At 52.8% G+C, this 14,658-nt stretch carries 11 protein-coding genes; 7 read left to right on the top strand and 4 right to left on the bottom strand.

What is annotated here, in order from left to right:
* Positions 1 to 234: 234 nt before the first annotated feature.
* The 4 genes from pflA to ycaO form a co-directional block, all read right to left on the bottom strand.
* Positions 235 to 975, bottom strand: a complete 741-nt coding sequence (gene pflA, locus ABIE29_RS19785; protein WP_024484611.1) for a pyruvate formate lyase 1-activating protein — start codon at positions 973 to 975, stop codon at positions 235 to 237.
* Between the two features lie 308 nt (positions 976 to 1,283).
* On the bottom strand, positions 1,284 to 3,566 hold the full coding sequence (pflB, locus tag ABIE29_RS19780; RefSeq protein WP_429620547.1) for a formate C-acetyltransferase: 2,283 nt from the start codon (positions 3,564 to 3,566) through the stop codon (positions 1,284 to 1,286).
* A 60-nt stretch (positions 3,567 to 3,626) separates the two neighbouring features.
* A complete protein-coding gene (gene focA, locus ABIE29_RS19775) occupies positions 3,627 to 4,487 on the bottom strand; it encodes a formate transporter FocA (protein ID WP_429620545.1) in 861 nt (286 codons plus the stop codon).
* Positions 4,488 to 4,936: 449 nt separating this feature from the next.
* Positions 4,937 to 6,700: a 30S ribosomal protein S12 methylthiotransferase accessory factor YcaO gene (gene ycaO / locus ABIE29_RS19770; protein WP_429620543.1), complete on the bottom strand. Its 1,764-nt coding sequence runs from the start codon at positions 6,698 to 6,700 to the stop codon at positions 4,937 to 4,939.
* Between the two features lie 148 nt (positions 6,701 to 6,848).
* Between ycaO and ansB the strand changes: the two genes are divergently transcribed.
* From ansB to ihfB, 7 genes are all read left to right on the top strand, one after another.
* Positions 6,849 to 7,895, top strand: coding sequence for an L-asparaginase 2 (gene ansB, locus ABIE29_RS19765; RefSeq protein WP_429620541.1), 1,047 nt, complete (start codon positions 6,849 to 6,851; stop codon positions 7,893 to 7,895).
* A gap of 86 nt (positions 7,896 to 7,981) precedes the next feature.
* Complete coding sequence (locus tag ABIE29_RS19760; RefSeq protein ID WP_429620539.1) at positions 7,982 to 8,674, top strand: DUF421 domain-containing protein; 693 nt, start codon at positions 7,982 to 7,984, stop codon at positions 8,672 to 8,674.
* 248 nt (positions 8,675 to 8,922) lie between these two features.
* A complete protein-coding gene (serC, locus tag ABIE29_RS19755) occupies positions 8,923 to 10,008 on the top strand; it encodes a 3-phosphoserine/phosphohydroxythreonine transaminase (protein ID WP_429620537.1) in 1,086 nt (361 codons plus the stop codon).
* 116 nt (positions 10,009 to 10,124) lie between these two features.
* Positions 10,125 to 11,411 (top strand): 3-phosphoshikimate 1-carboxyvinyltransferase, encoded by a 1,287-nt coding sequence (aroA, locus tag ABIE29_RS19750; protein WP_429620535.1) that lies wholly within the window; start codon positions 10,125 to 10,127, stop codon positions 11,409 to 11,411.
* Positions 11,412 to 11,603: 192 nt separating this feature from the next.
* Positions 11,604 to 12,293: a (d)CMP kinase gene (gene cmk / locus ABIE29_RS19745; RefSeq protein WP_429620533.1), complete on the top strand. Its 690-nt coding sequence runs from the start codon at positions 11,604 to 11,606 to the stop codon at positions 12,291 to 12,293.
* A 191-nt stretch (positions 12,294 to 12,484) separates the two neighbouring features.
* Complete coding sequence (gene rpsA, locus ABIE29_RS19740; RefSeq protein ID WP_021804919.1) at positions 12,485 to 14,161, top strand: 30S ribosomal protein S1; 1,677 nt, start codon at positions 12,485 to 12,487, stop codon at positions 14,159 to 14,161.
* Positions 14,162 to 14,223: 62 nt separating this feature from the next.
* On the top strand, positions 14,224 to 14,508 hold the full coding sequence (gene ihfB / locus ABIE29_RS19735; protein ID WP_004928264.1) for an integration host factor subunit beta: 285 nt from the start codon (positions 14,224 to 14,226) through the stop codon (positions 14,506 to 14,508).
* Positions 14,509 to 14,658 lie beyond the last annotated feature (150 nt).

Genomic DNA, 14,658 nt, shown 5'->3' with positions numbered 1-14,658 from the left:
AAAAAAGGTAAGTGATTAAGGTAATTGTCTGTATTTGTTATGATACTTAAAATTTAAGTCTGGTTAATAGTTAAAAAACCTGAATCTGTTCTGTCACTTCCTTCTTTACTATGTATGAATAATTAATGTCATTTTGTAAGAAAATAATTCAAACGCGAGGATGGCGAAGTCTCTTGAACAGGGGCCTGTTCAAGAGACCGCTCACAGGGAAAAGGCTAGGGCATCAGCAGGAGGTTAATAGATCACTTTGTGGCCGTAGCTTTCCAGGATCCCCTTAACGCGATCCATGGTGTCGGCTTTTGGCGGATGAACGCCGTCCAGCTTGTACTCTTCACCCATCGCTATCCATTTGTGCTTGCCTAGCTCGTGGTAAGGCAATAGCTCGATCTTCTCGATATTGGTCATATCCTTGGTGAACTCACCGAGCAGATGCGTCGATTTATCATCATCAGACCAGCCTGGCACCACCACGTAGCGGATCCAGGTGCGTTGATTACGCTTGGCCAGATAACGGGCAAACTCCAGCGTGCGATGGTTGGAAACTCCCACCAGGTTCTGGTGAATATCGTCATTCATCTGTTTCAGATCGAGCATTACCAGGTCGGTGGTATCCAGCAGTTCATCGATCACCGGGTCATAGCGGCGGACAAAGCCGTTAGTGTCCAGGCAGGTGCTGATCCCTTCCTTGTGACAGGCGCGGAACCAGTCGCGGACAAATTCGGCCTGCAGGATTGCTTCGCCGCCGGACGCCGTTACGCCACCGCCGGAAGCGTTCATAAAGTGACGGTAGGCCACGGTATCGGTCATCAGCTCTTCAACCGTGACCTCTTTGCCGCCGTGGGTGTCCCAGGTATCGCGGTTATGGCAGTACAGGCAGCGCATCAGGCAACCCTGGAAGAACACGATAAAGCGGATACCTGGGCCATCAACGGTGCCACAGGATTCGAAAGAGTGGATGCGGCCTTTCAAGGACATTGCGGGTTTCTCCAAAATCGACTGTCAAACGCAGTCTAAAATAGGCTGGTAACCGCCAGGCAGGGATCAACGATGTGGCGAAAAAAGCGCCAGGTAAAACGATTCCTGTTGGCCGGTTACGTACCGGATCACTGTTTTGCCAGATATCCATGCAGTATATACCCATCACAGGTTAAGCAGCAGCGTAGATACCTGGCAAAACAGACTCAAGACCAGAGTCAGGGGTTAGTTAGTAAAAAGGCCGGAATATCCGGCCTTGGTAACATTTGTTCTGCGGGGCAGAGCGATCCGCCCCGGAAAAACAGCGATTAGATCGACTGGGTGAAAGTACGAGTAATCACGTCTTGTTGCTGTTCTTTGGTCAACGAGTTGAAACGCACTGCGTAACCCGATACGCGGATGGTCAGCTGAGGATATTTCTCAGGGTTTTCCATCGCGTCCAGCAGCATTTCACGGTTCATCACGTTCACGTTCAGGTGCTGACCGCCTTCGATGGACGCTTCGTGGTGGAAGTAACCATCCATCAGACCCGCCAGGTTGGCTTTACGCACGTCGTCATCTTTACCCAACGCGTTAGGCACGATGGAGAAGGTGTACGAGATACCATCTTTCGCATAGGCAAACGGCAGTTTGGCTACGGAGGTCAGAGAGGCTACAGCACCTTTCTGATCGCGGCCGTGCATTGGGTTGGCACCTGGACCAAATGGAGCGCCTGCACGACGACCATCTGGGGTGTTACCGGTTTTCTTACCATAAACCACGTTAGAGGTGATGGTCAGCACGGACTGAGTTGGTACCGCATTACGGTAGGTACGCAGTTTCTGAATTTTCTTCATGAAACGTTCTACCAGGTCACAAGCGATGTCATCTACGCGAGGATCGTTGTTACCGAACTGCGGATATTCACCTTCGATTTTGAAGTCGACAGCCAGGCCGTCTTCGTCACGGATGGTGGATACTTTGGCGTACTTGATGGCAGACAGGGAGTCGGCAGCTACGGACAGACCCGCGATACCACAAGCCATGGTGCGATAAACATCACGGTCATGCAGAGCCATCAGCGCAGCTTCATAGCTGTACTTGTCGTGCATGTAGTGAATGATGTTCAACGAGGTCACATACTGCTTGGCCAGCCAGTCCATGAAGTGGTCCATACGTTCCATGACTTTGTCATAGTCCAGCACGGTGTCCATCATTGGGGCTTCTTTCGGGCCAACCTGCATTTTCAGTTTTTCATCAACGCCGCCGTTGATTGCGTACAACATGGTTTTCGCCAGGTTGGCACGCGCACCGAAGAACTGCATTTGCTTACCGACAATCATCGGGCTGACGCAACAGGCGATGGCATAGTCATCGTTGTTGAAGTCTGGGCGCATCAGGTCGTCGTTTTCATACTGTACGGAGGAGGTGTCGATAGACACTTTCGCGGCGTATTTTTTGAAGTTCAACGGCAGTTTTTCAGACCACAGGATGGTCATGTTTGGCTCTGGAGATGGCCCCATGGTGTACAGCGTGTTCAGGAAGCGGAAGCTGTTTTTGGTTACCAGCGTACGACCATCAACACCCATACCTGCCAGGGATTCTGTTGCCCAGATTGGGTCACCAGAGAACAGCTCATCATACTCAGGAGTACGCAGGAAGCGAACCATACGCAGTTTCATGACCAGATGGTCGATCAGTTCTTGCGCCTGCAGTTCGGTCAGTTTACCGGCCTTGATATCGCGCTCAATGAACACGTCCAGGAAGGTAGATACGCGGCCGAAGGACATGGCTGCACCGTTCTGGGATTTCACCGCGGCCAGGTAGCCGAAGTAGGTCCACTGGACGGCTTCTTGAGCGGTGCTGGCTGGGCCTGAAATGTCATAGCCGTATTTGGCGGCCATTTCTTTAATCTGACCCAGGGCACGGTGCTGTTCAGCAATTTCTTCGCGCAGCTGGATGGTCATTTCCAGATCTTCGCCATTTTCCAGACGGGTCTGCAGAGACTTGAACTGGTTCAGCTTGTCGGCCATCAGGAAGTCGATACCGTACAAAGCAACGCGACGGTAGTCACCGATGATACGGCCACGGCCATAGGCATCTGGCAGACCGGTCAACACGCCAGACTTACGGCAGTTCAGGATGTCTTTGGTGTAAACATCGAATACGCCCTGGTTGTGGGTTTTGCGGTATTCGGTGAACACTTTCTTCACTTGTGGATCCAGTTCACGGCCATAAACCTTGCATGAACCTTCAACCATCTTGATGCCGCCGAATGGGATCAGCGCGCGTTTCAGAGGAGCATCGGTCTGCAAACCAACGATGGTTTCCAGATCTTTGTTGATATAGCCTGCATCATGAGAAGTCACGGTGGAGACGACGTTGGTATCGAAATCAACTGGCGCATGGGTGCGGTTTTCCAGTTTGATCCCTTCCATAACCTTGTCCCACAGAGTGGTAGTGGCTTGACTTGCGCCAGCCAGGAAGGATTCATCACCCTCGTAAGGAGTGTAGTTTTTCTGGATGAAGTCACGTACGTTGACTTCTTTCTGCCAGTCACCTTCGCTGAAACCTTGCCAAGCTGTCGCTAACTTCTCGTTAAGTTCGGTCATTATACACCTACCTTCTAATGTGAATTTCTTTGTAAACCCGGCGCCGTGTCAGCCAACAGATTAGTGCTTCTGTTCGCCGCCACGCAGATAAATTACCCAGTAAGTCAACCCAACCAGTAGACCACCGCCAATGATGTTGCCGATGGTGACGGGGATCAGGTTGTCGATGATAAAGTTGCTTACGGTCAGATGAGCGAATTGCTCGGGTGCTGCCCCCACGGTTTGCCAAAACTCTGGTGTGGCAAAGTGCTTAACCACTATACCCATAGGGATCATAAACATGTTGGCGATACTGTGCTCAAAACCGCTGGCAACAAACATGGCCACCGGCAGGATCATGGCGAACATCTTGTCCATCAGGCTGCGGCCGGAGTAGCTCATCCAGACGGCCAGGCAAACCATCAGGTTAGCCAGGATACCCAGACAGACGGCTTCGATAAAGGTGTGGTGCAGTTTATGGTCGGCGGTTTGCAATACGTTCAAACCCCACATGCCATTGGCCGCCATATACTCGCCGGAGAACCAGATCAGAGCAACGAAGAACAGGGCACCAATCAGGTTGCCAATATAGACGTTTAACCAGTTAAGAGCCAGTTGACCCCAGGTAATACGCCCGCTGGCTTTGGCAATCACGGTCAGTACGGTAGAGGTGAACAGATCGGCACCGCAGACGACGACCAGCATTAACCCCATGGAGAAGCAGATACCACCTACCAGTTTGGCGAGGCCGAAAGGAACGGCGGCGGTGCCGGTAGTCGCTGTGATATAGAAAACAAAGGCGATAGAAATGAACACACCTGCGGTGATCGCTAAATAAAAAGTCGTCAGCGGACGCTTGGTGGCTTTATAAACCCCCGCATCCTCGGCAACTTTCGCCATCGCGGCAGGTAACAGCATATCGAAGGGGTTGTCAGCTCTCACACTAACTCTCGCTCTTAAGGGTTATTACAACACATTGAGATACTAGCAAAGCAGTATAGGGTAAAAATTGACTTGGATCATAACGCGCAGAAGTAAGACGGCTAAAAACCGTAAAATCAGCAAGGTTAAATGGATTATCTTATTGATTTTTATGCAAAAAAAATTTTTTAATGTTTATAATAAATTTTGAATTTAGCCTCGGGTTTGGCGGGGGAGGGTTAAATTTTTGTGCTTATTGTCGCTTTTTGATAAATAATTATTAACTGATGGTCAATTAATATTTTACGTTGGCATAACAAGTGGTGAATTAATTATCCTATTGGCCGATAAGTGCGCTTTTGATAAAAACATTCTACGCCAGGGTTTGCCTGTTTTTTGATCGGCAACCGAATCAAGGCTGCTTCTTTGGGAGTAACGCCGGTAAAGTTCTACCGGCGTATCAATCAGGCTTATGCCTGCGCCCAGTGACGGCGTTTGGCCGCTTGCAGCTTTTCGTAAGCCGCCAACAGCGCCTGATGGGCCGGCAAGGCTTTCAGTTCACTGTCGATGGCAAACAGACCGTTGAAGCGTTCTTCACCGCTCATGGCCGCAGAGGCCGCATCAACCGCATCCTGACCATACATCTTCACGAAAGCCGTGTGATATTGGGCAGGGTCGCGCTCTGGCTCCAGCGCCAACAGCAGCAGCGTCTGCAGGCAACGATAGTAGTTGCTGCGCTCCGGGGTAAACAGCGAGGCGTTGAACTCCTGTGTCCACTCGGCCCAGATCAGCGCCTGCTCGAGATCGCCACCGGCCAGTGCCAGCATGGATTTCAGTTCGCCAACGCGCAGGGTGTACCAGGCGTTGTCTTTTCCAGAGGCAATGCCCAGCAATTCACGTACGCGGGTGAAATCGTCCAGCCCTTCATCATCCAACTGTTGGATCAGTGCCAGGTACTCTTCTGGTTCCCACTCGCTACCCGGTAGTTGCAGCAGGGTTTCGCGCAGGTGTGCGCCCATGCTGTTGTTTGCCAGTACCAGGTCCTCTGCCGGATAGATATCGGACATCCCCGGAACGATGATGCGGCAGGCGTACACGTCCAGGTGTTCGTAATCGGCGATGTACACTTCGGCATCTTCTTTATTAAAGATGCTCATCAGGGTGGCGAACTCTTCCTGCGTGCTACCGCTGAAACTCCAGTCGACAAACGGATAGTCGGCATTCTGTTTGAACATATCCCAGGAGATCAAACCGCTGGAATCGATGAAGTGAGTTTCCAGGTTGGCGTGCTCGGCCACTTCTTCGTCATCGAAGGTCGGGGCGGTAAACACATCCAGATCTTTCAAGCCGCGGCCTTGCAACAGCTCGGTAACGGTACGCTCCAGCGCGACCCCGAAATCAGGGTGAGCGCCAAAGGAGGCAAAGCAGGTGCCGTTGGCGGGGTTGAACAACACCACGCAGATCACTGGGTAGTTGCCACCTAACGAGGCATCATAAGAGAGGATCGGGAAGCCTTCGGCCTCCAGCTTGGCGATCGCCTCAACCACGTCAGGATAGCGGTTCAGCACTTCGCTCGGGATTTCCGGCAGGCTGATGGACTCGGCGATGATGCGGTTCTTCACATAACGCTCGAACACCTCGGAGAGGCCCTGAACCCGCGCTTCGTTGGCGGTGTTGCCAGCGGACATGCCGTTGGACACATACAGGTTGCCGATGATGTTCATCGGAATATAAACGGTTTGCTGATCCGACTGACGGGTGAATGGCAGGGCGCAGATGCCACGATCGCTATTGCCAGACTGCAGATCGATCAGATCGCTGGCAGTCAGCTCCTGCTCCGGATCGTAGAAGGCGTGCGTGCGCTCATCCAGGATGCCTTGTGGCAGCCTGTTGTCGGCCGGGATCGGGAACCATTTCTCATTGGGATAGTGAACGAAATCGCCTTCGGCAATCTGTTGGCCCAAATAGAAATCGGCGAAGAAATAGTTGGTCGACAGGCGCTCGAAATATTCGCCCAGAGCGGAAGCCAGCGCGGCCTTCTTGCTGGCACCCTTACCGTTGGTGAAGCACAGTGGGCAATCGCGATCGCGGATATGCACTGACCAGACGTGTGGTACCGGATTCAGCCAGGAGGCTTCTTCGATATTGAAACCCAGATCGGTTAATTTCTGCTGAAAACGGGCGATGGAGTCTTCCAGCGCAGCGTCTTTGCCAGGAATAAAAGTTTGCGTCATTGTCTTCACTTATATGGCGTACTAAAAACGCGCAATGATACGGGGTTTTGTTCCCAAGCTCCACGTATTCCTAAAGCCGATCAGATGTCACAGTTTTTCTGGGGATAAAGACGATAATTCAGCGGGTTAACAATAATGGAGAAACGTAATGAAATCAGTGAAACTCAGCGTGTTGGCACTACTGTTGGCCGGGACTTGCGGCTCGGCACTGGCGTTACCGAATATCACCTTGCTGGCCACCGGCGGGACTATCGCTGGCGGTGGCGACTCGGCCACCAAGTCCAACTACACTGCGGGTAAACTGGGCGTTGAAGCATTGGTGGATGCCGTACCGGAGTTGAAAAAGGTTGCCAACGTGCAGGGCGAGCAGGTGGTCAACATCGGTTCGCAGGATATGAATGACGAAGTCTGGCTCAAGCTGGTCAAGAAGATTAATGCGGACTGTGCCAAAACCGATGGTTTTGTGATCACCCACGGTACTGACACGCTGGAGGAGACCGCCTATTTCCTGGATCTCACCGTCAAGTGCGATAAGCCGGTCGTGATCGTGGGGGCAATGCGCCCGGCTACTGCTATGAGCGCCGATGGTCCATTTAACCTGTATAACGCAGTTGTCACCGCCGCTGATCCTCAATCGGCCAAGCGGGGCGTGCTGGTGGTGATGAATGATACGGTGCTCGATGGTCGCGACGTGACCAAAACCAATACCACCGGCGTACAGACTTTCCAGTCCCCTAACTTTGGCCCGCTGGGGTACATCCACAACGGCAAAATCGACTACCAACGTTCGCCGCAGCGCAAGCACACTATCGAAACACCGTTTAACGTCGACCAGATGAGCACGCTGCCGACGGTCGGTATTATCTATAACTATGCCAACGCGTCCGATGCGCCAGCCAAGGCGCTGATCGCCGAAGGTTATCAAGGGATCGTCAGCGCCGGGGTGGGTAACGGCAACCTGTATAAAACCGTGTTTGATACGCTGGCCACGGCGGCCCATAACGGTGTGGCGGTAGTGCGTTCTTCTCGCGTGCCTACCGGCTTCACCACCGAAGATGCGGAAGTGGATGATACTAAACTCGGTTTTGTGGCAGCCGGAACGCTGAATCCGCAAAAAGCGAGAATTTTGCTGCAGTTGGCATTAACTCAAACCAAAGACGCCAAACAGATCCAGGCGATATTTAATCAGTATTGATTCCTGATTCGAGTGGGGGGCGTAATGCCCCCATTTTCCCCGCCCCGACTATGCTGTAGGAAATCTCTTTTCTCAGGAACGATTTCATGCAGGCATTTGATATCCAAAGAATGGCATTTGACGAGACCACGCCAGAGTTCCTGGCCGAGGTGGCGTTACGCTGCCTGTTCACTTTTTTGCTGGTGTTTATCTTTTTAAAAATGACCGGGCGGCGTGGCGTACGCCAAATGTCGCTGTTTGAAGTGCTGATCATCCTGACGCTGGGATCGGCGGCTGGCGACGTTGCGTTTTATCAAGATGTTCCTTTATTGCCGGTGCTGATGGTGTTTGTTTCCATCATGGTGATGTATCGCTTTTCCACCTGGTTGATGGATCGCTTTCAAAAACTCCAGACCTGGATGGAGGGCGAACCGCTGATTTTGGTCAGCGAGGGGCTGTTCGATTGGGACATCCTGTGCCGGGAAAATATCACCCACGATGAGTTCTTTATGGAACTCCGTCAGGCCGGTGTCGAGCACCTCGGGCAGGTGAGATTGGCCATCCTTGAGGTGAACGGCACCATATCGGTGTATTTCTATCCGGATGAGCAGGTACGGCCCGGGTTACCGGTGTTACCGGCACAATGCGTCGAAAGCGTGGGTGAGATTGATGTGGAGGGTGATTACGCCTGCGGTATGTGTAGTCTGATCTCAACCTTGACGCCATCACCCGAACACGACTGCCCACGCTGTGGCAACCGTAAATGGATCGCGGCACTGTCTCATAGCCGGGTAAGCTGAATACAGCACAAAAAACCGCGTTAACCCGCTGAATACGCCAGTGTCACAGCGTTTTATGGCATAAATAAACCCTGAGGCCGCAGAGCCTGTTATTTGCGGTCTCGCCAGTTTCCCACCCTTGGAACAATAAGCATTGCAGCCGGGTTACGTGAGTGATAAAACCGATAGAGTTGGTTAACATCAGCGTTAACTTCGGGCATATGTCGAAAGCCGGTTTTTACGGCGCACAGTGAATGTGGTGAGGGGAAATGACTCAGGTTTATAATTTTAGCTCAGGCCCGGCGATGCTGCCGGTTGAAGTGTTGCGTCGTGCGGAACAAGAGCTGTGCAACTGGCACGGTCTTGGCACTTCGGTGATGGAAATCAGCCATCGCAGTAAAGAATTCATCGCCGTCGCCGAACAGTCCGAACAGGACCTGCGCGACCTGCTGAAAGTCCCCGCCAACTATAAAGTGCTGTTCTGCCACGGTGGTGCCCGCGCGCAATTCGCCGCGTTGCCTCTGAACCTGTTGGGCGATAACACCACTGCCGACTATATCGATGGCGGCTACTGGGCGCACAGCGCGATCACCGAAGCGGAAAAATACTGCCAGCCTAAGGTGATTGATGTTAAAACCACCGTTGACGGCTTAAGCGGCATCAAACCGATGAAAGAGTGGCAACTGAGTGATAACGCGGCCTACGTGCACTATTGCCCGAACGAAACCATCGACGGCGTAGCGATTGATGAAACGCCAGACTTTGGCGATAAAGTGGTGATCGGCGATTACTCTTCGACCATCCTTTCCCGTCCGTTGGACGTCAGCCGTTTCGGCGTCATCTATGCGGGCGCACAGAAAAACATTGGTCCAGCTGGCCTGACGCTGGTGATTGTGCGTGATGATCTGCTGGGTAAAGCACGCCGTGAAGTCCCGTCGATCCTGGATTACACCGTGCTGGCAGAAAATGACTCGATGTTCAATACGCCGCCAACCTTCGCCTGGTATCTGTCTGGCCTGGTCTTCAAATGGCTGAAAGAGCAGGGCGGCCTGGTGGAAATGCAAAAACGCAACCAGGCCAAGGCCGAGTTGCTGTATAGCACTATCGATAAGTCGGACTTCTACCGTAGCCGCGTGGCCGTTGCCAACCGCTCCTGGATGAACGTGCCGTTCCAGCTTGCCGATCCTGCGCTGGATAAAGTGTTCCTGAGCGAAGCAGAAGCCATTGGCCTGCAGGCGCTGAAGGGCCACCGCGTAGTAGGCGGCATGCGTGCTTCCATCTATAATGCGATGCCGCTGGCGGGTGTGAAGACCCTGACCGACTTTATGGTCGATTTTGAACGTCGCCATGGTTGATTGCCACCGCCCGCATTGAACGGGCGGTCGTACCGCTGTTGTCCTTTTGCATTAAAGCGGCTCCGGCATTATTCCGGGGCCGTTTCGTTTATCAGATTCTGGAGAGTTTTGTTCACATGGTGGATTCCCTGACGTTACAACCGGTTGCTTTGGTCGATGGCACCGTCAACTTACCCGGCTCCAAGAGCGTATCCAATCGGGCTTTGCTACTGGCTGCGCTGGCGCGGGGAACGACCCGGCTGACCAACCTGCTGGACAGCGACGACGTGCGTCATATGCTGAATGCTTTGCAGGCGCTGGGAGTGAGTTACCAGCTCTCCGACGATCGCACCACCTGTTCCGTTGAGGGCAACGCTGGCCCATTGGTTGCCACGCAGCCGTTGGAGCTGTTCCTCGGTAATGCCGGTACGGCAATGCGTCCGTTGGCAGCAGCACTATGCCTGGGAGAGGGCGATGTTGTCTTGACCGGTGAACCACGCATGAAAGAGCGCCCGATCGGCCATCTGGTCGATGCCTTACGTCAGGGCGGAGCGCAAATCGATTATCTCGAACAAACCGATTATCCACCGGTGCGCCTGCGTGGCGGCTTCCGTGGCGGCGACGTTAGTGTCGACGGCAGCGTTTCCAGCCAGTTTCTGACCGCCTTGCTGATGATGGCACCGTTAGCAGCCCAGGACACCGCGATCCATATTTTGGGTGAGCTGGTTTCCAAACCTTATATTGATATTACCCTGCACCTGATGAGTACTTTCGGCGTCGAGGTTACGCACGATAACTATCGCGTGTTCCATATTCGTGGCCAGCAGACCTACCGTTCGCCTGGCGACTATCTGGTGGAGGGCGATGCCTCTTCGGCATCCTATTTCCTGGCCGCTGCGGCGATCAAGGGCGGCACCGTGCGTGTCACCGGTATCGGTAAGAAAAGCGTGCAGGGCGATACCAAATTTGCCGACGTGCTGGAAAAAATGGGCGCGCGCATCACCTGGGGCGATGACTTTATCGAGTGTAGCCGTGGTGAGTTAAAAGGCATCGATATGGACATGAACCACATTCCAGATGCGGCGATGACCATTGCCACCACCGCGTTGTTCGCGACTGGGCCGACCACCATCCGCAATATCTACAACTGGCGGGTAAAAGAAACCGACCGTCTGGCGGCGATGGCGACAGAACTGCGCAAAGTTGGTGCCGAGGTCGATGAAGGAGAGGATTACATTCAGGTTGTGCCGCCAAGCAAGCTGCAGTTTGCGGAGATCGGCACTTACAACGATCACCGTATGGCGATGTGCTTCTCGCTGGTGGCGCTGTCCGATACGCCGGTGACCATTCTGGATCCGAAGTGTACCGCCAAGACCTTCCCGGACTATTTTGAGCAGTTGGCGCGTATCAGCCAGTTGGCATAATCTTCTCTATATCCGTTATCGATGGGCCTCGTTTGAGGCCTTTTTTACGCATTGGTGGCCATCTTTTCGGCAATCAGACAGTTCGCGGTAACAGTAAACTCCACAGGCGCGTATAATATGCCCCCGAATCTGCCCCTACTGGGGCAGAAAGCAGGCGTGTTCCTGTGAGGTTTCTACCTGAAGGAGAGAGAAATGACGGCTACAGTTCCGGTGATAACCGTTGATGGACCAAGTGGCGCAGGCAAAGGCACGCTGTGCAAAGCGCTGGCAGAATCCCTTGGTTGGCGTTTGCTGGATTCCGGCGCGATTTATCGCGTACTGGCCCTGGCAGCGTTGCACCATCAGGTGGATATCACCTCTGAAGAGGCGTTAGTCCCCTTGGCCGCCCATCTCGACGTCCGCTTTGTTTCTCAGGACGGCAAGCTGCAGGTTATTTTGGAAGGTGAGGACGTCAGTAATGAGATCCGCACCGAAACCGTTGGTAATACGGCTTCGCAAACGGCTGCATTCCCACGAGTTCGTGAGGCGTTGCTGCGCCGCCAACGCGCATTTCGCGAGACACCGGGTCTGATCGCCGATGGTCGTGACATGGGCACGGTGGTGTTCCCGGATGCGCCGGTTAAAATTTTCCTTGACGCCAGTTCCGAAGAACGTGCGCATCGTCGCATGCTACAGTTGCAGGAAAAGGGCTTTAATGTTAACTTTGAACGTCTTTTAGCCGAGATAAAGGAACGGGATGACCGTGACCGTAATCGGGCTATTGCGCCACTGGTACCGGCTCTCGATGCCCTCGTGTTGGATTCTACCAGCATGTCGATCGAGGAAGTGATCCAGCGGGCGTTGGCATATGCACATGAAGTTTTGGCGTTGCCGCAGCGATAAGCGCGGCGGCGTTTTTAGCTTTTTGTTATATTTGTCATCGTACTGCATAGCAGTAACTGAATATATCGGGTAAAATTTTACCCCTGTAACCTAAACCTTGTCGGCAGGAAGCCAATGGCGAGGTATGTGAAACAACCCCATTCGGCGGGACGCTAAATGGACGTTAAACTATAGAACCCTGAAGATTAAACATGACTGAATCTTTCGCTCAACTCTTTGAAGAATCCCTGAAAACAATCGAAACCCGTCCGGGTTCCATCGTTCGTGGTGTTGTTGTTGCTATCGATAAAGATGTCGTACTGGTTGACGCCGGTCTGAAATCTGAATCTGCCATCCCGGCTGAGCAATTCAAAAACGCCCAGGGCGAGCTGGAAATCCAGGTTGGCGACGAAGTTGACGTTGCGCTGGACGCTGTTGAAGATGGCTTCGGTGAAACTCTGCTGTCCCGTGAGAAAGCTAAGCGTCACGAAGCTTGGATCACGCTGGAAAAAGCTTACGAAGAAGCTGAAACTGTCGTCGGTGTTATCAACGGCAAAGTTAAGGGTGGCTTCACTGTAGAGCTGAACGGTATTCGTGCGTTCCTGCCAGGTTCCCTGGTTGACGTGCGTCCAGTTCGCGACACTCTGCACCTGGAAGGCAAAGAGCTTGAGTTCAAAGTCATCAAGCTGGACCAGAAGCGCAACAACGTTGTTGTTTCTCGTCGTGCAGTAATCGAATCCGAGAACAGCGCAGAGCGCGATCAACTGCTGGAAAACCTGCAGGAAGGCATGGAAGTTAAAGGTATCGTTAAGAACCTCACTGACTACGGTGCATTCGTGGATCTGGGCGGCGTTGACGGCCTGCTGCACATCACTGACATGGCTTGGAAACGCGTTAAGCACCCAAGCGAAATTGTCAACGTGGGCGACGAAATCACTGTCAAGGTGCTGAAGTTCGACCGCGAGCGTACTCGTGTATCTCTGGGCCTGAAGCAACTGGGCGAAGATCCATGGGTTGCTATCGCTAAACGTTACCCAGAAGGCACCAAGCTGACTGGTCGTGTTACCAACCTGACTGATTACGGCTGCTTCGTGGAAATCGAAGAAGGCGTTGAAGGTCTGGTACACGTTTCTGAAATGGATTGGACCAACAAAAACATCCATCCGTCCAAAGTTGTTAACGTGGGCGATGTAGTGGAAGTGATGGTTCTGGACATCGATGAAGAGCGTCGTCGTATCTCCCTGGGCCTGAAGCAGTGCAAAAACAACCCATGGCAGCAGTTCGCAGAAACCCACAACAAGGGCGACCGTGTTGAAGGTAAAATCAAGTCAATCACTGACTTCGGTATCTTCATCGGCCTGGACGGCGGCATCGACGGCCTGGTTCACCTGTCTGACATCTCCTGGAACGTTGCAGGCGAAGAAGCAGTTCGTGAATACAAGAAAGGCGACGAAATCGCAGCTGTGGTTCTGCAAGTTGACGCAGAGCGCGAGCGTATCTCCCTGGGCGTGAAGCAACTGGCTGAAGATCCGTTCAATAACTACCTGTCTATGAACAAGAAAGGTACTATTGTTACTGGTAAAGTCACTGCAGTTGACGCCAAAGGTGCTACAGTTGAATTAGCAGGCGGCGTAGAAGGTTACCTGCGTGCTTCTGAAGCCTCTCGCGACCGTATTGAAGACGCAACTCTGGTTCTGAACGTTGGTGACGAAGTTGAAGCTAAATTCACTGGCGTTGACCGTAAGAACCGCGTTGTAAGCCTGTCCGTCCGTGCGAAGGACGAAGCTGACGAGAAAGATGCAATTGCTACGGTTAACAATACCAAGCCGGAAGAAAGCAACTTCTCTAACGCTATGGCTGAAGCCTTCAAAGCGGCTAAAGGCGAGTAATGACGGGGGGCGGTTTCTGACCGCCCCGATACGGTAGTTTAGCTGCAAAGCTTGGAGGTACTATGACCAAGTCTGAACTTATTGAAAGACTTGCTGGCCAGCAATCTCATATTCCGGCGAAGGCCGTTGAGGATGCAGTGAAAGAGATGCTCGAACACATGGCAGCTACGCTAGCCGAAGGTGAGCGCATCGAGATCCGCGGATTCGGCAGTTTTTCGCTTCACTACCGTGCTCCGCGCGTCGGCCGTAACCCTAAAACGGGTGATAAAGTTGAGTTGGACGGCAAGTACGTTCCTCACTTCAAGCCAGGTAAAGAGTTACGTGACCGTGCCAATATCTATGGCTAGTCGCTGACCACCCATAGTGTTGTTGCTTGTAAAGAATATAAAACGGTGCCCTTCGGGTGCCGTTTTTTTTCGTCTGTAACCTGTAACTCCCTCCGTACCAGCCAAAATTTGCGCTCCGCTACGCAACCTTTGCTGCAAATGCCAAGTAGC

Origin of the sequence: Serratia sp. 2723 (assembly GCF_050434425.1) — a bacterium.
In the GTDB taxonomy this organism is placed as follows: Bacteria; Pseudomonadota; Gammaproteobacteria; order Enterobacterales; family Enterobacteriaceae; genus Chania.
Note: the sequence above shows the minus strand (reverse complement) of the source record. Positions and strands in the feature narration are given on the sequence as shown.